The sequence below is a fragment of the Williamsia muralis NBRC 105860 genome, assembly GCF_001598915.1.
Taxonomy (GTDB): Bacteria; Actinomycetota; Actinomycetes; order Mycobacteriales; family Mycobacteriaceae; genus Williamsia; species Williamsia muralis.
In genome coordinates, this window is record NZ_BDAP01000005.1 from 284,990 (window position 1) to 308,007 (window position 23,018).

The 23,018-nt window shown below is 66.0% G+C and carries 18 protein-coding genes; 11 read left to right on the top strand and 7 right to left on the bottom strand.

The window, feature by feature from the left end; all coding sequences use genetic code 11:
* Positions 1-2 precede the first annotated feature (2 nt).
* On the top strand, positions 3-1,742 hold the full coding sequence (gene cobT / locus WIMU1_RS19275) for a nicotinate-nucleotide--dimethylbenzimidazole phosphoribosyltransferase (protein WP_062799568.1): 1,740 nt from the start codon (positions 3-5) through the stop codon (positions 1,740-1,742).
* Positions 1,739-2,503, top strand: coding sequence for an adenosylcobinamide-GDP ribazoletransferase (locus tag WIMU1_RS19280; protein WP_023953783.1), 765 nt, complete (start codon positions 1,739-1,741; stop codon positions 2,501-2,503). Before cobT ends, WIMU1_RS19280 begins: the two co-directional genes overlap by 4 nt.
* Before the next feature lie 17 nt (positions 2,504-2,520).
* Here the strand turns inward: WIMU1_RS19280 and WIMU1_RS19285 are convergent, their stop codons facing one another.
* A complete protein-coding gene (locus tag WIMU1_RS19285; protein WP_062799570.1) occupies positions 2,521-3,621 on the bottom strand; it encodes a branched-chain amino acid aminotransferase in 1,101 nt (366 codons plus the stop codon).
* A gap of 91 nt (positions 3,622-3,712) precedes the next feature.
* The gene (gene gcvT, locus WIMU1_RS19290; RefSeq protein ID WP_062799572.1) at positions 3,713-4,831 is read right to left on the bottom strand and encodes a glycine cleavage system aminomethyltransferase GcvT; all 1,119 of its coding nucleotides are present in this window, start codon (positions 4,829-4,831) and stop codon (positions 3,713-3,715) included.
* Positions 4,832-4,924: 93 nt separating this feature from the next.
* Here gcvT and WIMU1_RS19295 point away from each other — a divergent pair, with 93 nt between their 5' ends.
* The 6 genes from WIMU1_RS19295 to WIMU1_RS19320 all read left to right on the top strand — a co-directional run bounded on the left by WIMU1_RS19295 (position 4,925) and on the right by WIMU1_RS19320 (position 11,873).
* On the top strand, positions 4,925-6,436 hold the full coding sequence (locus WIMU1_RS19295) for a leucyl aminopeptidase (protein ID WP_062799579.1): 1,512 nt from the start codon (positions 4,925-4,927) through the stop codon (positions 6,434-6,436).
* 134 nt (positions 6,437-6,570) lie between these two features.
* Positions 6,571-8,331, top strand: a complete 1,761-nt coding sequence (gene sucB / locus WIMU1_RS19300; RefSeq protein WP_062799869.1) for a 2-oxoglutarate dehydrogenase, E2 component, dihydrolipoamide succinyltransferase — start codon at positions 6,571-6,573, stop codon at positions 8,329-8,331.
* Between the two features lie 3 nt (positions 8,332-8,334).
* Positions 8,335-9,246: a TIGR01777 family oxidoreductase gene (locus WIMU1_RS19305; RefSeq protein ID WP_062799581.1), complete on the top strand. Its 912-nt coding sequence runs from the start codon at positions 8,335-8,337 to the stop codon at positions 9,244-9,246.
* Between the two features lie 7 nt (positions 9,247-9,253).
* Positions 9,254-9,997, top strand: coding sequence for a lipoyl(octanoyl) transferase LipB (gene lipB / locus WIMU1_RS19310; protein WP_062799870.1), 744 nt, complete (start codon positions 9,254-9,256; stop codon positions 9,995-9,997).
* Entirely contained in the window at positions 9,994-11,046 is a 1,053-nt protein-coding gene (gene lipA, locus WIMU1_RS19315) for a lipoyl synthase (protein ID WP_023953797.1), read from the top strand. Before lipB ends, lipA begins: the two co-directional genes overlap by 4 nt.
* An 86-nt stretch (positions 11,047-11,132) precedes the next feature.
* Complete coding sequence (locus tag WIMU1_RS19320; protein ID WP_062799583.1) at positions 11,133-11,873, top strand: DUF4191 domain-containing protein; 741 nt, start codon at positions 11,133-11,135, stop codon at positions 11,871-11,873.
* Positions 11,874-12,018: 145 nt separating this feature from the next.
* Here the strand turns inward: WIMU1_RS19320 and WIMU1_RS19325 are convergent, their stop codons facing one another.
* Positions 12,019-12,486 carry an RDD family protein gene (locus WIMU1_RS19325; RefSeq protein ID WP_023953801.1) on the bottom strand — a complete coding sequence of 156 codons (468 nt, stop codon included), beginning with the start codon at positions 12,484-12,486 and terminating at the stop codon, positions 12,019-12,021.
* A 261-nt stretch (positions 12,487-12,747) separates the two neighbouring features.
* Here WIMU1_RS19325 and glnA (WIMU1_RS19330) point away from each other — a divergent pair, with 261 nt between their 5' ends.
* The 3 genes from glnA (WIMU1_RS19330) (at position 12,748) to WIMU1_RS19340 (ending at position 15,750) form a co-directional block, all read left to right on the top strand.
* Positions 12,748-14,181: a type I glutamate--ammonia ligase gene (gene glnA, locus WIMU1_RS19330; protein WP_023953803.1), complete on the top strand. Its 1,434-nt coding sequence runs from the start codon at positions 12,748-12,750 to the stop codon at positions 14,179-14,181.
* A gap of 200 nt (positions 14,182-14,381) precedes the next feature.
* Complete coding sequence (locus WIMU1_RS19335) at positions 14,382-15,041, top strand: NADPH-dependent F420 reductase (protein WP_062799585.1); 660 nt, start codon at positions 14,382-14,384, stop codon at positions 15,039-15,041.
* 118 nt (positions 15,042-15,159) lie between these two features.
* Complete coding sequence (locus tag WIMU1_RS19340; RefSeq protein ID WP_062799872.1) at positions 15,160-15,750, top strand: FKBP-type peptidyl-prolyl cis-trans isomerase; 591 nt, start codon at positions 15,160-15,162, stop codon at positions 15,748-15,750.
* A 47-nt stretch (positions 15,751-15,797) separates the two neighbouring features.
* On the opposite strand, the gene WIMU1_RS19345 is transcribed toward WIMU1_RS19340, so the two are convergent.
* The 4 genes from WIMU1_RS19345 to WIMU1_RS19360 form a co-directional block, all read right to left on the bottom strand.
* Positions 15,798-16,781 (bottom strand): endonuclease/exonuclease/phosphatase family protein, encoded by a 984-nt coding sequence (locus tag WIMU1_RS19345; protein ID WP_062799586.1) that lies wholly within the window; start codon positions 16,779-16,781, stop codon positions 15,798-15,800.
* Positions 16,778-19,789: a bifunctional [glutamine synthetase] adenylyltransferase/[glutamine synthetase]-adenylyl-L-tyrosine phosphorylase gene (locus WIMU1_RS19350; protein WP_116914809.1), complete on the bottom strand. Its 3,012-nt coding sequence runs from the start codon at positions 19,787-19,789 to the stop codon at positions 16,778-16,780. The genes WIMU1_RS19345 and WIMU1_RS19350 overlap by 4 nt, the downstream gene beginning before the upstream one ends.
* A gap of 69 nt (positions 19,790-19,858) precedes the next feature.
* Positions 19,859-21,202: a type I glutamate--ammonia ligase gene (glnA, locus tag WIMU1_RS19355; RefSeq protein WP_023953813.1), complete on the bottom strand. Its 1,344-nt coding sequence runs from the start codon at positions 21,200-21,202 to the stop codon at positions 19,859-19,861.
* Between the two features lie 85 nt (positions 21,203-21,287).
* Positions 21,288-22,811, bottom strand: a complete 1,524-nt coding sequence (locus tag WIMU1_RS19360) for an alpha/beta hydrolase (protein WP_062799876.1) — start codon at positions 22,809-22,811, stop codon at positions 21,288-21,290.
* Positions 22,812-23,018 lie beyond the last annotated feature (207 nt).

The window sequence follows — 23,018 nt, forward strand, 5'->3', positions numbered from 1 at the left end:
CGATGCGCACTCTGATCCTTGGTGGAATTCGTTCAGGTAAATCAGCTTTCGGCGAGGGACTGCTCCCGGCAACCGGCGTCCGATACATCGCCACCGCGGCCGATCCGGCGACTGGCGACCCACAGTGGTCACAGCGCATCGCCGCGCACCGGTCACGACGGCCGGCCGGTTGGCAGACGGTGGAGTCCGCCGACGTCGCCGGTCGACTTCGCTCCGACCCGGACGTGGTGACTCTTGTCGACGATCTCGGCGGGTGGGTCAGCAGACAGATCGACGATGTGGGCGGCTGGGACGACGACAACTTCGACCTCTCCGACAAGATTGCCGAATTCGTTTCTGCGATAGCCGATTTCACCGGAGACCTGGTCATCATCAGTCCCGAGGTGGGCCTGTCCCTGGTGGCGCCCACGCCGGCGGGACGGCTGTTTCAGGATCAGCTGGGGCTTCTCAACAACGCCGTGGCGGCAACGTGTGACCGGACGGTCCTGGTCGTCGCGGGCAAAGTGCTCGAGATCAGCGACCCGCAGCCGGCTGCCATCAACGCTGTCAGCGCCGCGCCCGTCCCGGTCGAGGCATCGACATCCGAGGACATCGAGGCCACGTCGGCAACCCCACAGACCGAGGGGTCCGACGATTCCGGGCAGCACGCCGGCCTCGGCGCCGCGACGGAGTTCGAACTCCCCGAGCAATTCGACTTCATCGCCGCACCCGACCGTGATGCAGCCATTGCGGCCAGGGCACGACAGGGCGAACTGACCAAACCCACCGGCTCGCTGGGTCGGCTCGAAGAGATCGCAGTGTGGGTCGCTTCATGCCAAGGAGTCTGTCCCCCATCGCCTTTCGGTCAGCCGACGGTTGTTGTGTTCGCCGGCGACCACGGGGTCGCCCGCGCCGGGGTGTCGGCGTACCCACCTGAGGTGACGGCACAGATGGTCGCCAACTTCACCGCCGGTGGAGCCGCGGTGAACGTGCTGGCCAGACTGCACGGTGCGAAGGTCAGGGTCGAGGATCTCGCGGTCGACGCCGAGACCCCCGAAGCCATCAGCCGGTTCAAGGTGCGGCGCAGCTCGGGAGACCTCACCGTCGAAGATGCTCTGACCACCGAGCAGACCCGCGCCGCCCTCGCCGCCGGGCGGGCCATCGCCGACCAAGAGATCGACAGTGGCGCCGATCTTTTGATCGCCGGCGAGATGGGTATCGGCAACACCACGCCCGCAACGATTCTCGTCGGTCTTCTGACGGACAACGAGCCCGTGGTGGTGGTCGGCCGTGGAACCGGCATCGACGACAACGGCTGGATCCGCAAGACTGCGGCGGTGCGCGACGGGATGCGTCGTGCGCGCCCCCACGGCAGGGTTCCCCTCGAGTTGCTGCGCACCGTGGCAGGCGCGGAGATCACCGCTATGGCGGGCTTCCTGGCCCAGGCCGCGTTACGGCGCACACCGGTCATCCTCGACGGTCTTGTGGTCACAGCCGCTGCGCTGGTTGCCAACGACATGGCGCCCGGTGCTCGCGAGTGGTGGTTGGCCGGGCATCGATCCGCCGAGCCGGCTCACAGCCTCGCGCTCAAGCAACTCGATCTCGAGCCGCTCCTTGACCTCTCGATGCGTCTCGGTGAAGGCAGCGGTGCTTTGACCGCTCTCCCGGTGGTGCAGTCCGCGGTGGCCACACTCGCCTCGATGGCCACCTTCGCCGAAGCCCAGGTCACCGGCGCACCGGAACCCACGCGCGCCGGTCGATGAGCCTTCGCCGCGCGCTGCGCGGTCCCCAGACCGCGCTGTCCTGGTTGACCATCCTGCCGGTGGCGGAACCACCGGGCCCGTTCGACCGCGCCTTGGGCGGCGCGGTGATCGGGTCCACTCCCCTGGTCGGTGCGGTCCTCGGCGGCATCGCCGCCACAGCCGCTTTCGGGTTGTCGTTCACCGACTTACCGGTGTTGATGCTCGGTCTGTTGATCGTCGGGTTGTTGGCGGTCCTGACCCGGGGCATGCACCTCGATGGGCTGGCCGACACCGCCGACGGACTCGGCTGTTTCGGTCCGCCCGAGCGGGTTCACGAGGTGATGCACAGCGGCAGCACCGGTCCCTTCGGCGCAGCGACGCTGGTGCTGGTGATGGGTGCGCAGGCAACCGGATACGGCGCCCTCATCGAACAGGGAAACTGGGCCGCCATCGTCTTCGTGGTCTTCCTCAGTCGCGTGGCCCCCGTGATCGGATGCCGGATCACGTTGCACGCCACCGAGAAATCGAAGTTCGGTGCGTTGACCGCGGGCACGCAGCGGCTGACCATCCCGTTCTGGGTGATGGGTGCTGTGGTCGCCGGGTTCGCCATCGAGCCGGTACCGCCGATCCCCGGTGCGTTCACCGCAGTGGTGGTCGCAGCCTTCGCCTGGGCATTCACCGCGCACTGTTCCCGACGGTTCGACGGCGTGAACGGCGACGTTCTCGGCGCTCTCGTCGAGCTGAGCGCACTGATCGCCTTGTGCGGGATGTTGATCGGCTGACAGGCCGGACGCCGACCTCAGCCGTAGAGCTTGGTCATCCAGCCGTGCGTGTCGGCGAACGTCCCGCGCTGTATGCCGGTGAGGGTGTCGCGCAGGGCCATCGTCACCTTGCCCGGCTGGCCGTCGGCGATCGTGTAGTCGTCGACGTCGCCCTTGACGTGTCCGACCGGGGTGATCACCGCGGCGGTGCCACAGGCGAAGACCTCCGTGATCTCGCCCGATGCCACGCCTTTGCGTAGCTCCTCCACGCTGATCTTGCGTTCACTGACGTCGAACCCGGCGTCGGTCGACAACTGCAGCAACGATTCCCGGGTGATCCCAGGCAACAGTGATCCCGACAGCTCCGGGGTCACGAGCTTGGCGTCGGCACCGGATCCGAACACGAAGAACAGGTTCATCCCGCCCATCTCTTCGATGTGACGACGCTCGATGGCGTCGAGCCAGACCACCTGGTCGCATCCGTGCTCGGCGGCCTGGGCCTGTGCCAGCAGTGACGCCGCGTAGTTGCCACCGAACTTGGCCGCGCCGGTACCGCCGGGCGCCGCCCGCACGTACTCGGTGGACAACCAGACGCTCACCGGATGAACGCCGCGGGGGAAGTACGCACCGGCAGGCGACGCGATCAGCATGTACCGGTACTCAGTCGCGGGCCGCACCCCGAGGCCGGGCTCGGTGGCGATCATGAACGGGCGCAGATAGAGCGACGACTCGCCGCCGGCTGCGGGCACCCACTCGTGATCCGCGGCCAGCAGGGCTTGCAGCGAGGCCATGAAGTCCTCGGTGCTCAGTTCAGGCATGGCCAGCCGACGCGCCGAACGCTGCATCCGCGCTGCGTTGGCGTCGGGCCGGAACGATGCGATCGTCCCGTCGGACTGCCGATAGGCCTTGAGACCTTCGAAGATCTCCTGGGCGTAGTGCAGCACCATCGCCGAAGGATCCAGGGCGATCGGGCCGTACGGGACGATGCTCGCGTCGTGCCAGCCCTTGTCCGCGCTGTAATCGATGATCACCATGTGGTCGGTGAAATGCCTGCCGAATCCCGGGGCTTCCAGGATGTCGGCGCGGCGCGACTGGGACACCGGCTGGGGATGCTCGGTCCGGACGAACTCCAAGGTCATCAGGCAATGGTAACGCTCACCCGTGAGCCGATTCCGACCACCGATTCCGCGTGGCCCGACCACCCCCGGTCCGCAGGCGAAACGGGCGGGGTCAGCCGGCGTTCGCGGTCACGAACGGCGGCAGCACCACCTCACACTCGAGAGCCCGTCCCCGGACATCGATCACCACGGTGTCGCCTTTGGCGACGCCTGCGGCACTGTCGATGAGCGCCAGGGCAATTCCGGTCTTGAGTGTCGGAGAGAAGGTGCCCGATGTGCACACGCCGATCCGGTCACCGCCTGCTGCCGACAACACGGGCAGATCGGCACGCGGCACGCCGCGCCCGGTCGCCCGCAGACCCCACAGCCGCCGCACCGGGCCCGCCTCCTTCTCGGCCAGCAGGGCGTCGCGACCGAAGAACTCCGGTTTTTTCCATCCGACAGCCCAGCTGCAACGGGCCTGCAGTGGACTGATGTCGACCGACAGTTCGTGTCCGTGCAAGGGGTAACCCATCTCGGTGCGGAGGGTGTCGCGAGCTCCCAATCCGGCCGGCTGCCCGCCGGCCGCGACAACTGCGGACAGAAGGGCATCGAAGACCGGTGCGCTGTCGTCCCACGACGGCAGCAACTCGTAGCCGCGTTCACCGGTGTATCCGGTCCGGCACACCCGCACCGGATACCTCGCGTCACCCACCGCCAACTCGGCATCGGCGAACGACATGTAGTCCATCTCCGTCGGCACGCCCAGATCCGCGAGCACCTGCGCCGAGCGGGGTCCCTGAACCGCGATGACACCGAAGTCGCGATGACGGTTCCGGACCTCGATCCCGTCAGGGGCGACGGCCGCGAGCGCCGCGACCACTGCAGCCGTGTTCGCGGCGTTCGGAACCATGAACACCTCGTCGTCGGACACCCAGTAGACGATCAGGTCGTCGATGACACCGCCGGTTTCGTTGGTGCACAACGTGTATTGGGCCTTGCCCGGCGCGATCTTGTTCAGATCGTTGGTGAGGGTGCGGTTGACGAACTCCGCAGCTCCCGGTCCGGTGACGGACGCCTTGCCGAGGTGACTGACGTCGAATATCCCGACCGCCTCACGCACGGCGGTGTGCTCGGCGACGGTGCCCGCATAGGACACCGGCATGTTCCATCCGCCGAATGCCGCGAAACTCGCGCCCAGTGTGCGGTGCGATTCCTCGATCGGTCCGGCCAGCAATTCACCTTCGCTCATGGCGTTACGCTATCGCGCCCACGGCGGGCCCGGGAGCGAGGCGAACTAGGATCGACAATCGGGAAGCATGTCGGCTATGAGTGGGAGTGAAACGTGAGCAAGTCAAGCGCGAACCGTCGGCTGGGTCCGGAACTGTCTCTGGTGACCCAGATCGGCAAGGGCGACGACGTTCTGGTCATCGGATTGACGACCGCCGAGGACGACGGCACTCCCACATTGGTGATCGGCGATGGACTGCTCGACGATGCGCAAGCAGGCGCAGTGGACGCCGCGCTGTCTGCGGTCGGGGCGACCGGCGCGGCCGGCCAGCTCACCCGGATCCCGGCACCCCCCGGGCTCGGCGTCTCCTCTGTCCTCGCGGTGGGCCTGGGTGCCCCGGCCAAACTCGATGACAGCGAACACGTTCGACGGCAGGCAGGCGTTGCCGCCCGCAGCCTCGAGGGGGTGGCCAGTGCGCTCACCACGCTGTCCACAATCGATCTGACCGCCGCCGCCCAGGGCTTCTTCCTCGGCTCCTACCGCTTCGACGAGTTCCGTTCGAAGGAGCCGGAGAAGTCCGGGGTCACCGCGGTCAAGCTCCTGGTGCCCGCCACGGACAAGCAGACCAAAAAAGATCTCGAGCGCGCCGAGGCCATCGCCACCGCCGTCGCGACAGCTCGCGACTTCGTCAATACCCCGCCGAGCCATCTGTACCCCGACGAGTTCGCACAACGCGCCAAGGCCCTCGGCTCCGCCGCCGGCCTCAAGGTGGAGATCCTCGACGAGGCAGCCCTGGCCAAGGACGGCTACGGCGGCATCGTCGGGGTCGGCCAGGGCAGTTCCCGGCCACCGCGCCTGGTGCGACTCACCCACACCGCGGGCCGCAAGGCGAAAACCGTTGCGCTCGTGGGTAAGGGCATCACCTTCGACACCGGTGGCATCTCGATCAAGCCAGCATCCGGCATGGATCACATGACGTCGGACATGGGCGGAGCTGCGGCGATCGTGGCCACCACCATCCTCGCGGCCAAACTCGACGTCGGCGTCAACGTCATCGCCACCGTCCCGATGGCCGAGAACATGCCGTCCGGCACCGCCCAACGTCCCGGCGACGTCCTCACCCAGTACGGCGGCAAGACCGTCGAGGTGCTCAACACCGATGCCGAGGGCCGGCTCATCCTCGCCGACGCGATCGTGCGCGCGTGCGAGGACAACCCCGACTACCTCATCGACACCGCGACACTCACCGGGGCGCAGATGGTGGCCCTGGGGACACGCACACCCGGTGTGATGGGCACCGAGGAGTTCCGTGACCGTGTCGCGACGATCTCCCGCTCGGTGGGCGAATCAGGTTGGGCGATGCCGTTTCCCGAGGAATTGCGTTCAGATCTCGACTCCCGGGTCGCCGACCTGGCCAACATCACCAATCACCGTTGGGGCGGAATGCTCTCGGCCGGCGTGTTCCTGCGCGAGTTCGTCGCCGACGGAGTGGAGTGGGCCCACATCGACATCGCCGGACCTGCGTTCAACACCGGAGGCCCGTGGGGCTATACCGGTAAAGGCGGTACAGGCGTCCCCGTACGCACCATCTTCGCCGTGCTCGAGGAGATCGCTGCCGAAGGGTAGAGCAAAAGGTAGGGTTTAGACCGGCGGTTCGGCCCACCAGGAAGTACCGCCACAACGCCGCGTCACCAACACCGGTGGCCCGGACTCAGACCGCAGACCGTACACCGGATCTCGAAATCGAGGAGTCGACAACGATGGCCTTCTCCGTCCAAATGCCCGCCCTGGGTGAAAGCGTCACCGAGGGCACAGTCACCAGGTGGCTCAAGCAGGAGGGTGACACGGTCGAGGCCGATGAACCGTTGCTCGAGGTGTCGACCGACAAGGTCGACACCGAGATCCCGGCCCCTGCCTCAGGTGTCCTGACAAAAATCGTCGCCCAAGAGGACGACGTGGTCGAGGTCGGCGGCGAGCTGGCCCAGATCGGCGAAGAAGGCGAATCGGGCGGAAGCTCCGACGACGCAGACTCCGGCGATACCGGTTCCGACGAGGCGCCCGCCGAGCAAGAGGCGGAACCCGAAGCCGAACCAGAGCCTGAATCCGAACCCGAGCCGGCCAAGCCCGCCGCTTCGGGATCGGGATCGAGTGAAGGCACCGACGTCACCATGCCCGAACTGGGTGAGTCCGTGACAGAGGGCACCGTGACGCGCTGGCTGAAAGAGGTCGGCGACTCGGTCGAGGCCGACGAGGCCCTCGTCGAGGTCTCCACGGACAAGGTCGACACGGAGATCCCATCGCCGGCGGCCGGCACACTGCTCGAGATCGTCGCCCAGGAAGACGACGTGGTCGAGGTCGGCGGGCGTCTGGCGGTCATCGGTTCAGCCGACGCCAAACCGTCCGCACCCGAGCCTGAGCCGGAACCCGAGGCGAAAGCCGAGCCGGAGCCAGAACCCGAGCCAGAGCCGGAACCTGAGCCCGAGCCAGAACCCGAGGCGAAGAAGCCCGAGCCCGCCCCGAAGTCCGAGCCCGCCGAGAAGTCGGCCCCTGCGTCCAGCGGTGGCGACAGCGGCTCGAGTCCATACGTGACGCCACTGGTCCGCAAACTCGCGACCGAGAACAACGTCGACCTGAACTCGATCAAGGGCACCGGTGTCGGTGGCCGTATCCGCAAGCAGGATGTGCTCGCCGCCGCCGAGGCCGCAAAGACCCCGCCGGCAGCCGAGAAGTCCGCCGAGCCCGCACCCGCGGCGCAAGCGTCTTCGTCTGCGGTCGCGCCGCGGCCGGAGCTGGCCCAGCTGGTCGGTACCACGCAGAAGATCAACAGGATTCGCCAGATCACGGCCAAGAAGACTCGCGAGTCCCTGCAGGAGAGCGCTCAGCTCACGCAGGTCTTCGAGGTCGACATGACCAAGATCGTGACGCTACGCAAGGCGGCGAAGGAAGGCTTCAAGTCGAGCGAGGGCGTGAACCTGACGTTCCTGCCGTTCATCGCGAAGGCTGTCGTCGAGGCCCTCAAGGCCCATCCCAACGTCAACGCCTCGATCGATGAGGACGCCAAGGAGATCACCTACTACTCGAAGGTGCATCTCGGTATCGCTGTGGACACCGAGCAGGGTCTGCTCTCGCCGGTGATCCACAACGCCGACGACCTCTCGGTCGCCGGACTCGCGCGGGCGATCGCCGACATCGCGAGCAGGGCTCGGAGCAACAAGCTCAAGCTCGACGACCTGACCGGTGGCACGTTCACCATCACCAACATCGGCAGCCAGGGCGCGTTGTTCGACACCCCGATCCTGGTTCCGCCGCAGGCCGCGATGTTGGGTACCGGCGCGATCGTCAAACGCCCGGTGGTGCTCACCGGAGCAGACGGTTCCGAATCGATCGCGGTGCGGTCGATGTCGTACCTGCCGCTGACCTACGACCACCGATTGATCGACGGTGCCGACGCCGGACGCTTCCTCACCACGGTGAAGCATCGTCTGGAAGAAGCGGCGTTTGAGGCAGATCTCGGCCTTTAATCGATGCGCATCGCCGTTGCGGGATCATCTGGATTGATCGGCACGGCCCTGGTGGACAGTCTCACCGGGGCCGGCCACCAGGTGGTCCGTCTCGTTCGCAGGCCGACGACGGCGCAGAACGAGATCCATTGGCAGCCTGAATCTTTCGGCATAGATCCCAGTTCAATGCGCGGCACCGATGCCGTGGTCAACCTGTGTGGCCGGGGCATCGGCGACCGGCGCTGGTCCGGGCATGTCAAGCAGCAACTGCGAGACAGCCGGATCATCCCGACACAGGTGCTCGCCGATGCCGTACGGGCCGCACGGATACCGGTACTGGTGAACGCGAGCGCCACCGGCTACTACGGCGACACCGGGTCGACGGCGGTCACCGAGGAGAGCCCGTCCGGGACGGGTTTCCTTGCCGACCTGACCACCGACTGGGAAGCCGCGGCGATGTCGGCATCGGTACCCGGCGAGCACCGCGTCACTCTGCTCAGGATCTCGCCCGTGATGTCGCCGACGGGCGGAATCCTCGGCAAGCTCCGACCTCTGTTCCGGCTGGGTCTGGGAGCCAAGCTCGGTGACGGCCGTCAGTATCTCCCCTGGATCAGCCTCGTGGACGCTGTCCGCGCGATCGAGTTCGTGCTGGACCGGTCGCTTGCCGGGCCGGTCAACATCTGTGGCCCGGCGTCGGTGACGAACAACGAGTTCACCAAGACATTCGGTCGCACTCTAGGGCGCCCGGCTCCGTGGACGGTCCCGGGTTTTGCACTCAAGAGGGGTGCCGGTGAGATGGCCGAGGAAATGTTGTTGGGGGGCCAGAACGTTGTACCTGCTGTGCTGACCGGCAACGACTTCGACTATCGGCATCCGACCATCGCCGCGGCGTTGGCGTATGCCACCGGCCGCGAGGGCCGAGGAGCGGCAGGATGAAAAAGCGATGACCAGTTCACGACTGTCCCGAGACCCGATCGAGGTTCGCCGACTGGGCCGGGTGGACTACCAGGAGACATTCGACCTGCAGCACCGGCTCGCTTCTGACCGTGCCGACGGTGTGCTGGACCACGACGTACTGCTGTTGCTGGAACACCCGCCCGTCTACACCGCCGGCAGACGAACCGAAGACGCCGACCGGCCGACAGACGGTTCACCCGTCATCGACGTGGACCGCGGCGGGAAGATCACCTGGCACGGCCCTGGCCAGCTCGTCGCCTATCCGATCGTCGCGCTCGCCCAACCGGTTGATGTCGTGGACTACGTGCGCCGGCTGGAAGAGGCGATGATCGCCGTGTGCTCGCAGCTCGGCCTTCCGACATACCGAGTCGACGGCCGGTCGGGCGTCTGGGTGCTCGGAGCAGGAGGCGGAAGTGCGGATCGGAAGATCGGTGCCATCGGCATCAGGGTCGCTCGCGCTGTGGCCCTGCACGGGATCGCCATCAACTGCAATCCGGATCTCGATGCGTTCGGTTCGATCATTCCGTGCGGTATCCCCGACGCCGGGGCAGGTTCTCTGACAGGCGAATTGGGTCGCACGGTCACAGTCGACGAGGTGCTCCCCCTGCTGGAGAAGGCCGTGGTCGACGCGCTCGACGGCACCCTCCCGGTCAGCGACCACCCGGCGCCGACCGAGCCCTCCCCGCAGGTCTTCGCACCTGCCCGCACCGGCGTAGCATCGATCCAGTGACCGTTTCGCAGGACAAACCATCTCAATCCAGCGCCCCCGGGTCCGTTGGTCCCAATGGCCGCAAGTTGCTCCGGCTCGAGGCGCGCAACGCCGAGACGCCGATCGAGCGCAAGCCGTCGTGGATCAAGACCCGCGCCACCATGGGCCCGGAGTTCACCGAACTCAAAGCCCTGGTGAAGAGCGAGGGCCTGCACACGGTCTGCGAAGAAGCGGGATGTCCCAACATCTACGAATGCTGGGAAGACCGTGAGGCCACCTTCCTGATCGGCGGCGAACAGTGCACCCGTCGGTGCGACTTCTGTCAGATCGACACCGGTAAGCCGAGCGACCTCGACCGTGACGAGCCCCGCCGGGTGGCGGAGTCGGTCGCCACGATGGGGTTGCGCTACTCCACCGTGACCGGTGTGGCGCGCGACGATCTCCCTGACGGCGGTGCCTGGCTGTACGCCGAGACCGTGCGTTACATCAAGCAGCTCAACCCGAACACCGGCGTCGAGTTGTTGATCCCCGACTTCAACGCCGACCCCGACCAACTCGCCGAGGTGTTCGCCTCACGGCCCGAGGTGCTGGCCCACAACGTCGAGACGGTGCCGCGCATCTTCAAGCGCATCCGTCCCGCGTTCCGCTACCAGCGCAGCCTCGACGTGATCACCGCTGCGCGCGACGCCGGCCTGGTCACCAAGTCCAACCTCATCCTCGGGATGGGCGAGACACCGGACGAGGTCCGCGAGGCCATGGCCGATCTGCACAATGCCGGCTGCGACATCCTGACCATCACGCAGTACCTGCGTCCGTCGCCACGGCATCACCCGGTCGATCGGTGGGTCAAGCCCGAAGAGTTCGTCGAGCACTCCACGTTCGCCGACAACCTGGGGTTCGCCGGCGTGATGGCGGGGCCACTGGTGCGTTCGTCGTACCGGGCCGGCCGTCTGTATGCCCAGGCGATGGCTCACCACGGCCGGGAGTTGCCCGCCGAGATGGCCCACCTGACCGACGGTGGCAGCGCCACCCAGGAAGCCACGTCGCTGCTCGCCCGCCTCGCCCGCTGACCCGGCACTCCGCCGCCACCGGACGTTGACCGTCGGGTTGGGACGGCCTGGTCAACTGATTTGGATGGTTCAGTATCCTGGACCACATGGCTAAGGCACCAAAAGCGACAAAAGAGGCGAAGGCAGCAGCGAAGGCTGCCCGTAAGGAAGCGTCGCGGGCCCGCCGCAAGCAGCTCTGGCAGGCGTTCCAAATGCAGCGCAAAGAAGACAAGCTGCTTCTGCCCTACATGATCGGCGCGGTTGTTCTCCTGGTCGGCCTGGCCGTGCTCATCGGTGTGCTCACCGGATCGCTGGTGTTCGTTCTGCCGCTGGGCATCGTTCTGGGTGTGCTGATCGCATTCATCATCTTCGGTCGTCGTGTTCAGAAGACGGTGTTCACCAAAGCGGAGGGCCAGGCCGGCGCCGCAGCGTGGGCGCTGGACAACATGCGTGGACAGTGGCGGGTCAAGCAGGCGGTCACGGGCACCGCACATCTCGACGCGATCCATCGGGTCATCGGCAAGCCCGGGGTCATCCTCGTCGCCGAAGGCGCGCCCCATCGCACCAAATCGTTGCTGGCACAGGAAAAGAAGCGGATTTCCCGACTGGTCGGCGATACACCGATCTACGACGTGACCGTCGGCAACGAGGAGGGCCAGGTACCTCTGAAGAGCCTCGAACGCCATCTGAACAAATTGCCGAACAACATCAACAAGGCGCGGATCGACGCCCTGGAATCACGTCTTGCGGCGTTGGGCGGGAAGCAGCCCGGACCGGGAATGCCCAAGGGCCCGATGCCGCAGGGTGCGAAGATGCGCAACGTTCAGCGCGCCGCCCGCCGCCGCTAGTCCTCCGCACTTCGCACTTCCCCCACTCCGCACTTCTCCACACAGCTCCGCACAGAACAGCGCCACCCGTTCTGGTCACATCCACTCTGCAGATGGTGGATGGGCCGAAACGGGTGGCGCTGTCGTCGGCGTGTGTGGCGGGAGGCTAGCGGGTACGGACCAACGCGGTACCGGTTGCCCGATCGTGCAGTCCCCGGCCATCGGCATCATTGATCAGAGGCGGAACCAGGAAGACGATGAGGATCTGCCGGCCCAGCGATCGCAGAAGTCCCACCCGCTCGCCCCCGTCCACCCTGGCCACCCGCAAGCCGGTGATGAACTGGCCCGGGGTGAAGCCGAATGCGGTCAAGGTCACGGCTCCGACCACAAACCAGACGAGCAGGACGATCGTCGACAGCGACGACGACTGCAGGTCCTGGACAAACAGCAGCGAGATACCGCCGCACATCAGCCAATCCACGAGCAGACCCACGCAGCGGTGCCACGACGACGCCAGCGCTCCGGGCCCCGATTCGGGCAGTCCGAGCTGTTCACCGCGGTAGGTGCCGTCGTCGACACCATCGTGCAGAGCCGACTGAGGGCCCGAGAGCCACGATCCGGTGATTCGTCCCATTGCCCAATCATAGATGTGCTGCCGAATCCGTCGGACCGGACGCGACTCGCCCCGACACGCCGTGATCGGTACCGTCGTTGCGTCGCGGACTTCCCTACGTAACACAGGCGAAACACCGAGGTATCTGCCAAGCAACCTGGTGTCAATACGGTCAGCGGTGATGATCCGCCGCTCTAGAGTGGCAAGGACAGTCGTCAGACCCAGGTAGAACCCAAGAATCGGTCTGACTACAACGGGTACGAGTGAAGGAGTCACCCACAGGTGTACAACACAAAAGAAGAACTGCTCGAGGGCATCAAGTCCGAGGGCGTCGAATATGTCGACATCCGGTTCTGCGATCTCCCCGGGGTGATGCAGCACTTCTCCATCCCGGCATCGGCTTTCGATGAGAGCGTCTTCGAGGACGGCCTGGCATTCGACGGATCGTCGGTGCGCGGCTTCCAGTCGATCGACGAGTCGGACATGATGCTCCTCCCCGACCCGGCGACTGCGCGGATCGACCCGTTCCGCAAGGCGAAGACGATGAACGTCACCTTCTTCGTGCACGACCCGTTCACGCGCGAGGCCTACAGCCGCGACCCGCGAAACATCGCCCGCAAGGCCGAGGACTACCTGGCCAGCACCGGCATCGCCGATACCTGCTTCTTCGGCGCCGAGGCCGAGTTCTACATCTTCGACTCGGTGTCCTTCAGCTCCGAGATCAACGGCACCCACTACCAGGTGGAGTCCGAATCAGGCTGGTGGAACACGGTTTCGCAGACCGACCCCGACGGTTCACCCAACCTCGGATACAAGGTCCGCCAGAAGGGCGGGTACTTCCCGGTCGCCCCGTACGACCACTACGTCGATCTGCGTGATGAGATCTCGACCAACCTCCAGAAGGCCGGCTTCATCCTCGAGCGCGGACACCACGAGGTGGGCACCGCCGGACAGGCCGAGATCAACTACAAGTTCAACACCCTGCTGCACGCAGCCGACGACGTTCAGCTGTTCAAGTACATCGTGAAGAACACCGCATGGCAGAACGGCAAGACCGTCACCTTCATGCCCAAGCCCCTCTTCGGCGACAACGGATCGGGCATGCACGCCCACCAGTCGCTGTGGAAAGACGGCAAGCCTCTCTTCCACGACGAGGCCGGCTACGCGGGACTGTCGGATCTGGCCCGCCACTACATCGGCGGCATCCTGCACCACGCGCCGTCGCTGCTGGCGTTCACCAACCCCACGGTCAACTCTTACAAGCGGCTCGTGCCGGGCTACGAGGCCCCCATCAACCTGGTCTACAGCCAGCGCAACCGCAGCGCCTGCGTGCGTATCCCGATCACCGGCAACAACCCGAAGGCCAAGCGCCTCGAGTTCCGTTGCCCGGACAGCTCGGGCAACCCGTACCTGGCGTTCGCCGCGATGATGATGGCCGGCCTGGACGGCATCAAGAACAAGATCGAGCCGCACGAGCCCGTCGACAAGGACCTCTACGAGCTCCCGCCCGAGGAGGCCAAGGGCATCCCCCAGGCCCCGACGTCGCTCGGCGCGGTCATCGACCGCCTCGAAGAGGATCACGAATACCTCACCGAGGGTGGCGTGTTCACCGAGGACCTGATCGAGACCTGGATCTCGTTCAAGCGTGAGAACGAAATCGAGCCGGTGCAGATCCGTCCGCACCCCTACGAGTTCTCTCTCTACTACGACGTCTGATCCGCCTCCGGCGAAGGACGTCTGATCCGCCACCGGCGATCAGCGCCTGAGTACAAACCCGGCCGGCCCGGTGAACTGTCACGCAGTTCACCGGGCCGGTTCGGCGTATCCAGGCCCACACCCTGCCCACGGAATGAACCGTCGACCGCACCGGTTGGCGTGAAGAGGTTCACCCGTCACAACGTCGCAGGGAGTCATTCGTGAAGATCGGCATCATCGGAGCAGGCAAGATCGGCGGAACCCTCACGCGCCGCCTCACCCAACTCGGACATGAGGTCCGGGTCGCCAACTCGCGCGACCCGCAGACGCTCGCCGACCTGGCATCGGAGACCGGGGCCACCGCGGTGTGGGCGTCGGAAGCAGCCGAGGACGCCGATCTCGTGATCGTCAGCATCCCGCAGAAGAACACTCCCGACCTGGCGCCGGGCATCGTGTCGGCGCGCAAAGCCGGTGCGCCCATCATCGAGACGAACAACTACTACCCGCAGCAGCGCGACGGCAAGATCGACGCCATCGAAGACGGCACACCCGAGAGCGTGTGGGTGTCGCAGCTCCTCGGAGAGCCGGTCTACAAGGTGTTCAACGGCATCTTCTGGAAGCACCTGCTCGAAAAGGGTGTCCCGGCCGGGACACAGGGCCGCATCGCACTCCCGATCGCGGGTCCGGATGACGAGGGCAAGAAAGTCGTCTCCCAGCTCGTCGACGACCTGGGGTTCGATCCGGTCGACGCCGGAAGCCTCGAGGAGTCGTGGCGTCAGCAACCGGGCACCCCGGTGTACGGCAAGGACTACGGGATCGACGGCACCATCGAAGCGCTTGCGCAGGCGACGCCGGAACGCACCGCCGAGTGGCGCGCCTGACCCCACGAGCGACGTCCGCCCGCGCCGAGTGATTCGTCGCGGGCGGATGTGTTTGCGTCACAGCACATTCGCCGACCGCAGTGGTCGGTCAGCGATCGGCAACTGCTACGTTGCCTGGATGACCTTCAAGCGTTTGCTCCCGGCCCTCATCGTGTCCTCGACGCTGATGCTGGCCGCATGCGGCTCCGACGCCGACTCCGCCACCTCCGAATCAACCGCCGCGGGGATCACCACCACCGCAGCACCCGCGGGATGCCCGACCGTGGCCCCGGAGTCCGACGTGGAACCTGAGTGGACGTTGCCAGGAAACACCGGTGAGGTCGCTGTCACCGGCTCCACCGACACCACCGCGCCCGCCATCGAGGTCACCACACCCTTCTCCGTCGACCAGACGACCGTTCACACGCTGACCGAGGGTGACGGCGCGCTCGTGCCAGACACCGCGGAGGTGACGGTCTGCTACATGGGGGTGAACGGCCGCGACGGAACCGTGTTCGACAGCAGCTACGAGCGCGGCGTGCCTGTCGACTTCCCGCTCGACCGCGTCGTTCCAGGCTTCCAGAAGGCCATCGCCGGTCAGAAGGTCGGATCCACCGTGGCCGTCGCGATGACCTCTGCCGATGGTTACGCGAACGGCAATCCCCAGGCCGGTATCGAAGCCGGCGACACGCTGGTTTTCGCCATCAAGATCATCTCCGCCGAGAGCTGATCAGAGGTCAGAAGTGAGGCCGCGGCCGGCTCGGTACCGAAGAGACGTCAGCTCGGTACCAGTGCGACCACCAGTGCGCGATGGTCGGACCTCGTCACCGAGAAGGTGGACAACGACGTCGCGGTGAATCCGCGTGTCACCACGTGGTCGATGCCGATCAGCGGCGGGTAGCTGCGATCGTCCGGGTAGGTCAACTGCACGCCCTCGCCCGCCTGCTCGGTCGCATCCCGGAATCCGCGCTCCAGCAGCGACCGGTACTGCGCGTGGTCCCATGTCGCGTTGAAGTCTCCGCTGACGATCACCCGATCTCCGGTGACCCCATGCAGCGTTTCGCGCAGGCGTTTCATCTCGTCCACCCATCGATCCGGGTCGTAGGGGTAGGGCGGGATCGGATGTACGGCGAAGACGGTGGTGCCGGGCGCGCCGGGAAGGTCCACGTCCGCACGCAGGTTTCCCAGCGCGAACCCGTTCAGTTCAGCAGTGTTGCGAAGGGGGTAACGGCTGAATATGCCGGTGCCGGTACCACCTTCGCCGGGTACCACGAACTCGTACGGCATCATCCCGCGTAGATCTGTGCCCTCGAGTGATGCAAGGGACTCGGGCGTGAGCTCCTCGACGGTGAGCAGCGCCGCCCCGGTCGCCCGGACCCGCGACACCACTTCCCCGGCATCGGCCTTGCCGAGCTTGAGGTTGGCCTGCACCACTGTCACCGACCCGCGAGTGGGTGCATCAGCCGCTTTGAACAGCGGCGCCTGGGTCCAGATGCCCACCCCCAAGAGGACAACGGCCAGCACGGTGGAGATCCACCGTCGTGTCACGGCGAGGATGAGGATGGCAGGAACGATGGCGAGCAACATCAGCGGTACGGCACTGGCAGCAGCGATCGCCACCTGCCCACGGCCTGGGAAGAAATGCAGCCACACCGCCGCCAGGGCAACCGCGAACAGCGCCCAGCCGATCACCACGGCAAAGAAGTAGAGGACCTTGAACGCGGCTCCCCGGTCTGCCAGACGCTGCGAGCGCCGCCTCACCCGCCGAATACCTTCAGTACCACGGCTTTTGCTCGCCGGGTCACGCGCAGATAGTTGTCCAAGAACTCCCCCGAGTCGTCATCGTGCCATCCGGCCGCAAAAGCAACCGCGCGCAACGTCTTTCCCGGCGCCGGCAACTGGTCCACTGCCTTACCGCGCACCAGCACCAGCGCGTTGCGTGCCTTCGTCGCCGTCAGCCACGCCTCCTTGAGGAGGTGAACGTCATTCTCCCCGAGCAGTTCTGCCGAGCCGATGGCGTCGAGACATTGCAAGGTGGATGTGTTGTGCAGGGCCGGGATCCGGTGCCCGTGCCGCAACTGCAACAGCTGGACCGTCCACTCGACGTCGGCGAGGCCACCTCGTCCCAGTTTCGTATGAGTTGCCGGGTCGGCCCCGCGTGGGAGACGTTCGGCATCCACCCGGGCTTTGATCCGCCGGATCTCACGGACCGCATCCGAGGACACGCCGCCCTCCGGGTATCGGATCTGGTCGGCCATGTGCAGGAAGGCGACTCCGAGGTCCTCATCGCCGGCGACCTGGTGCGCTCGGAGCAACGCCTGGATCTCCCAGGCCTGCGCCCACTGCTGGTAGTACGTCGCGTAGGCGGCGAGGGTGCGAACCACCGGGCCGTTGCGGCCTTCCGGGCGCAGCCCGGTGTCGACCTCGAGCGGAGGGTCGGCACTCGGCGTCCCGAGGAGTTGGCGCACCCGGTCGGCGATCGAGTTGGCCCACCGGACCGCCTCGGACTCGTCCACGCCCTCCACGGGTTCGCAGACGAAGAGCACGTCGGCGTCTGACCCGTAACCCAGTTCGCCGCCACCGAGCCGGCCCATGCCGATCACGGCCATCCGGGCGGGAGCGGGTGATTTCCGTTCGGCGACCGAGGCTTTGGTGACCACCGTCAGCGCGGCATTCAACACACCGGCCCATACCAGCGACAGCGCTCGGCACACCTGCGGGACGTCGAGCATGCCCAGGATGTCGGCCGAAGCAACCCTGGCCAGTTCGGCTCGCCGATGTGAGCGCGCCACTGCGATGGCCGATTTGAGGTCACGCTGCCGGACGGCCGAGGCGACCATGCCGCCGACCACGTCCTTGGGATCGACCTCGATGAGCTTGGGACCCAAGGCGCCGTCCGCATACAACCGGATCACATCTGGGGACCGCATCAGCAGCTCGGCTGCGTAGGCCGAAGTGCCCAGCACCGTCATCAACCGTTCGGCGACCACACCCTCGTCGCGGATCAGGCGCAGGAACCAGTCGCGATCGGCCGCTGCGTCGCACAGCCTCCGGTAGTTGAGAAGGCCCGCGTCCGGATCTGGTGTGCGACTAAGCCATTCGAGCAACGTCGGCAGAAGCAGTTCCTGGATCTGACCGCGGCGCCCGGTCTCGGAGACCAGCGCTTTCAGGTGCCCCAGCGCGTTCTGCGGTTTGCTGTAGCCGAGCGCGCCCAGACGCCGGATCGCCGATTCGTCCGACAGTCTCAACTCGTCCTTGTCGAAACGTGTGACCGCTTCGAGCAACGGACGGTAGAAGATCTTCTCGTGCAGGCGGCGGACCCGATGCGACTGTCGTCGGATCTCTTCGCGCAGCACGCCCCCCGCATCGAGGTCGCCGGTGGGTCTGATGTGCGCGGCGCGGGCCAGCCACCGCATGGCCTCCACATCGGTGAACTCGGGAAGCGTATGCGTGCGCTTGAGCCGTTGGAGCTGCAGGCAGTGTTCCAGCAGACGCAAGAACTCGTAGGAGGCAATGAGATTGGCGCCGTCGTCGCGGCCGATGTACCCGCCGTCCCGCAACACCGTGAGGGCCTCGACGGTTCCCTTGACCCGAAGCGTTTCGTCGACCCGGCCGTGCACCATCTGCAAGAGCTGAACGGCGAACTCGACATCGCGCAGCCCACCGCGACCGAGTTTGATCTCGCGCTCGCGCATGTCCTCGGGCAGCATCGACTCGACGCGGCGGCGCATCGCCTGCACGTCGATGACGAAGTCTTCGCGCTCAGAGGCCTCCCACACCATCGGGCTCAGCGCGTCCACGTACTGGCGGCACAGTTCCATGTCGCCGGTCATCGGCCGCGCCTTGAGCAGGGCCTGGAACTCCCACGTCTTGGCCCAGCGCTTGTAGTAGGTGACATGCGCATCGAGGGTTCGGGTGAGAGCGCCCGCCTTGCCTTCCGGCCGTAGCGCGGCATCCACCTCGAAGAAGGCAAGCGATCCCACGCGCATCATCTCGCCGGCGATACGGCTGGTCTGCGCATCGGCGGGCTCGCTGACGAAGATGACATCGACGTCGCTGACGTAATTCAGTTCGCGCGCACCGCATTTGCCCATGGCGATCACACCGATGCGACAGGTCAGCGGGTCGTCACCGCAGATCTCGGCAATGGCGACCGCCAAGGCCGCCGTGAGAGCCGCGTCGGCGAGATCGGCCAAGAAGTTGCTCACATCGCTGAACCACAGGACCGGTTCGTCCTCGACGGTGGGCGCGAGGTCGCGGGCGGCCACCTGCAGCAGCAGGTCGCGATAGGCGAGCCGCAGCGCAACCACCGCTTTCGGGCCTGTCTCGCGTGCCCGGAACAGCAGGTTCCCGTTGTCTTCGTGTCCCGACTCGGGTTGTGCGTCAACGGAATCGAGCATCGACTGCAGAACCTCTGCCGGTTCGGGCAGGTCCTTACGAGTCAGCAATCGCCACGCATGGTTTTCGGCGACGAGGTGGTCTCCCAACGCCGTCGACGAACCCAATACGGCGAACAGACGTCCCCTGAAACCGCGGTCGGTGCGTAACAGCCCGTCGATGTCCGCCCATTCCGGGCCGACGGCAGCGTGCAGCCGGACGAGCGCTCTGAGCGCGATGTCCGCACTCGGCGCGCGCGAAAGCGCCCACAACAGATCGACACTCTCTTCTGCATCCCAGCCGAGCGTCGCCAGATCCGCAGCCGCTGTTGCTTCCAGCAGTCCGAGTCGGCCGACACTGGGCACTCGAGATCGCGAGGCAGGTGGGTTCACAACACACAACGGTACTGGTCGAGCTGTCGGCGGCACCATCAGCCCACACGGGCCGGCGCCGCCGGAGAGTTACAGGGCCAGGTAGTTCTTCAGTTCGAACGGCGTGACGTGGCTGCGGTACTCGGTCCACTCCGCCCACTTGTTGCGCAGGAAGTACTCGAAGACGTGTTCGCCGACGGCCTCGGCGACCAATTCGGACTTCTCCATCTTCGTGAGAGCCTCGGCCAGACTTCCCGGCAACTCGCGATACCCCATGGCCCGGCGCTCTGCCGGAGTCAGCGCGAACACGTCGTCTTCGGCGTGTTCGGGTAGCTCGTAGCCTTCCTTGATTCCCTTGAGCCCTGCGGCCAGCAATACGGCGAAGGTGAGGTACGGGTTGCAAGCGGAGTCGGGGCTGCGGACCTCGATCCGGCGGGAGGAGGCCTTGTTGGGCGTGTACAGCGGCAGGCGGATGAGCGCCGAGCGGTTGGCCGCGCCCCAGCTGGCGGCCGTCGGGGCCTCACCACCGTGGATCAGGCGCTTGTAGCTGTTCACCCACTGGTTCGTGATGGCACTGATTTCGTCGGCGTGGTGCAGGATGCCGGCAATGAACTGTTTTCCGGTGTCCGACAGCTGCATCGGGTCGTCGGGATTGTGGAAGGCATTGGTGTCGCCCTCGAACAGGCTCATGTGGGTGTGCATCGCCGAGCCGGCGTACTCGCTGAACGGCTTGGGCATGAACGTCGCCCAGACGTTCTCACCGATCGCGACCTCTTTGACGACGTAACGGAACGTCATCACGTTGTCGGCCATGGACAGGGCGTCGGCGTACCGCAGGTCGATCTCCTGCTGTCCGGGTGCACCCTCATGGTGGGAGAACTCCACCGAGATGCCCATCGACTCGAGGGCTTCGATGGCGTGGCGCCTGAAGTTGGGCGCCGAATCATGTACTGCCTGATCGAAATAGCCACCGCTGTCGGCGGGGATGGGGATCGACCCGTCGACACTGGGCGGGTTCTTGAGCAGGAAGAACTCGATCTCGGGGTGCACATAGCAGCTGAATCCCTGATCGGCGGCCTTGTTCAACTGCCGACGGAGGACGTGGCGCGAATCTGCCCAGGACGGTTCACCGTCGGGCATCACGATGTCGCAGAACATGCGCGCGGAGTGGTGCCGCCCGGTGCTGGTGGTCCAGGGCAGGATCTGGAACGTGGACGGATCGGGCTTCGCGATCGTGTCGGCCTCGGACACCCGTGAAAAGCCCTCGATGGCCGACCCGTCGAACCCGATACCCTCGGCAAAAGCGCCTTCGAGCTCGGCAGGCGCGATCGCGACCGACTTCAGATATCCGAGAACGTCGGTGAACCAGAGGCGAACAAAACGAATGTCGCGCTCTTCAAGGGTCCGGAGCACGAATTCTTTTTGGCGATCCATGACATCGGAGCCTAGGAGCGCGGTGTTAAATCGATGTTACAAGCGCGCATCAACCAGAATATCCAGCGGATTTCACCCTGGAATCTCAACATTTGAGGTTTTCTTCCGGAAGTGTGAGATCGACGAAGTATGCGGTGACGGCGTCATCCACACAGTCATCGCCCTGCAATGATGCCGTGTGCTGATCGCCCTCGAACGTGATCAGCCGGGCGCGTAGTTGCCGCGCGAGTTCCACACCCGCCTGGTAGGGAGTCGCCGGGTCGTTGGTGGTGGATACGACCACCGTGGTGGGCAGGTCGGGGACTTCGAGTTCATGGGGCGTGCTCGTCGGTGGCACCGGCCAGAACGCGCAGGCGTCACGGGCGCCCCGGCCGGTTCCGCGACCGTCGTCGGCAAACGGCGCCACCCTGCGGGATTCGACATCGAGACGATCGATCTGGGCCTGATCGGTCAGTGGCGGGTCGTCCACACAACGCACCACCGTGAAGGTGTCCAAGGTGTTCGTGTACGCGCCCGAGGAGTCGCGGCCCTCGTACAGGTCGGCCAGCCGCAGCAACGTACTCCCGTTGCCCTCGGTCAGCTGCGCCAAGCCCTCTCGCAGCGGTTCCCAGAGCGTGTCCGAATACAAGGCCTGGCTCACCCCTGTCATCGCGTCGCCGTAGGTGAGTCGACGGTCTTGCGTCGTCGGGACCGGCGCGTCGATCAGCGGCCGGGTCAACTGCTGGAACCGTGCCGTGGCCTTCGACGGGTCCGGACCGAGAGCACAGTCGGGGTACCGGGCGCAGTCGGCAGAGAACGCATCAAACGCCGATTGGAAACCTTCTCGCTGCGCCACGGCATCCTCGACCGGGTCGGCCGACGGATCCACTGCTCCGTCGTTGACCATGGCTCGGACCTTGGTCGGGAACTGCTCGGCGTACGTCGCACCGATGCGGGTGCCGTAGGAATAGCCCAGATAGTTCAACTGCTCGTCCCCGAGTACCGCACGGAGGACGTCCATGTCCTTGACCACGTCGTCGGTACCGACATGCGCGAGGTACTCCGTACCCAGGCGTTCGGCGCACTTCTGGGCGAACGACCGCGCGCGGTCCTCGATCGCGGCGATGCCATCGGGCGTCATGTCGACGAGGGTCTCGGCCCGTTCCGCGTCGCGTTCCTCGTCGGTCAGGCAACGGACCTCCGGCGTCGACCTGCCGATCCCCCGCGGGTCGAACCCGATCAGGTCAAAGCGTTCGGAGACGTCGAGACCGCCGAGGAAGTCGGCCTGCGCCGCGATGAACTCGACCGCAGAGGCTCCCGGCCCGCCCGGGTTCACCAGCAGTGAGCCGATCTTGTTGCCGGACGCCCGCAACCGGAACATCGCGATCTGTGCCACCTGCCCCTCGGGGTCGGCGTAGTCCACCGGAACCGACACGGTCGCGCAATCGCTGCGGTCGGCCGGATAGCCGTTCAGCTCCTGGTCGGCGAAGTCGGTGCACGGACCCCAGCGGACCTCTTGTCCGTAGAACCGGTCGAGGTCCGGAGTCGGGGCCACACCGGTGGTGAACGTTGCGTCGGTCGGTGTGCCCGACACACCTTCGGTGCATGCGGCCGTCAGCAACAGCGCCATCAGGATCGTCACCACCGTGACGACTCGTCGCGGCCCGGTCGGGCCCTGGTCCACGAGCCGAGTCGGCCTCTCATCCATGCTCACCGTCATCATCGTGCCACGCGAACGAGGCCGCACAGGCCTGCTGCGAAGTCGGTGAGGTTCCGCCGAGATCACGTCCGTGTGACAAGTTCCACTGCCGACACCATTTCTCCTCGCGCCGCGGAG

Bases quoted from the DNA above. Each gene is read 5' to 3' on its own strand.
- cobT (WP_062799568.1), top strand. From the start codon at position 3: ATGCGCACTCTGATCCTTGGTGGAATTCGTTCAGGTAAATCAGCTTTC.
- WIMU1_RS19280 (WP_023953783.1), top strand. From the start codon at position 1,739: ATGAGCCTTCGCCGCGCGCTGCGCGGTCCCCAGACCGCGCTGTCCTGG.
- WIMU1_RS19285 (WP_062799570.1), bottom strand. From the start codon at position 3,621: ATGACCTTGGAGTTCGTCCGGACCGAGCATCCCCAGCCGGTGTCCCAG.
- gcvT (WP_062799572.1), bottom strand. From the start codon at position 4,831: ATGAGCGAAGGTGAATTGCTGGCCGGACCGATCGAGGAATCGCACCGC.
- sucB (WP_062799869.1), top strand. From the start codon at position 6,571: ATGGCCTTCTCCGTCCAAATGCCCGCCCTGGGTGAAAGCGTCACCGAG.
- WIMU1_RS19305 (WP_062799581.1), top strand. From the start codon at position 8,335: ATGCGCATCGCCGTTGCGGGATCATCTGGATTGATCGGCACGGCCCTG.
- lipB (WP_062799870.1), top strand. From the start codon at position 9,254: ATGACCAGTTCACGACTGTCCCGAGACCCGATCGAGGTTCGCCGACTG.
- WIMU1_RS19320 (WP_062799583.1), top strand. From the start codon at position 11,133: ATGGCTAAGGCACCAAAAGCGACAAAAGAGGCGAAGGCAGCAGCGAAG.
- WIMU1_RS19325 (WP_023953801.1), bottom strand. From the start codon at position 12,486: ATGGGACGAATCACCGGATCGTGGCTCTCGGGCCCTCAGTCGGCTCTG.
- WIMU1_RS19340 (WP_062799872.1), top strand. From the start codon at position 15,160: ATGACCTTCAAGCGTTTGCTCCCGGCCCTCATCGTGTCCTCGACGCTG.
- glnA (WP_023953813.1), bottom strand. From the start codon at position 21,202: ATGGATCGCCAAAAAGAATTCGTGCTCCGGACCCTTGAAGAGCGCGAC.
- WIMU1_RS19360 (WP_062799876.1), bottom strand. From the start codon at position 22,811: ATGGCGCTGTTGCTGACGGCCGCATGCACCGAAGGTGTGTCGGGCACA.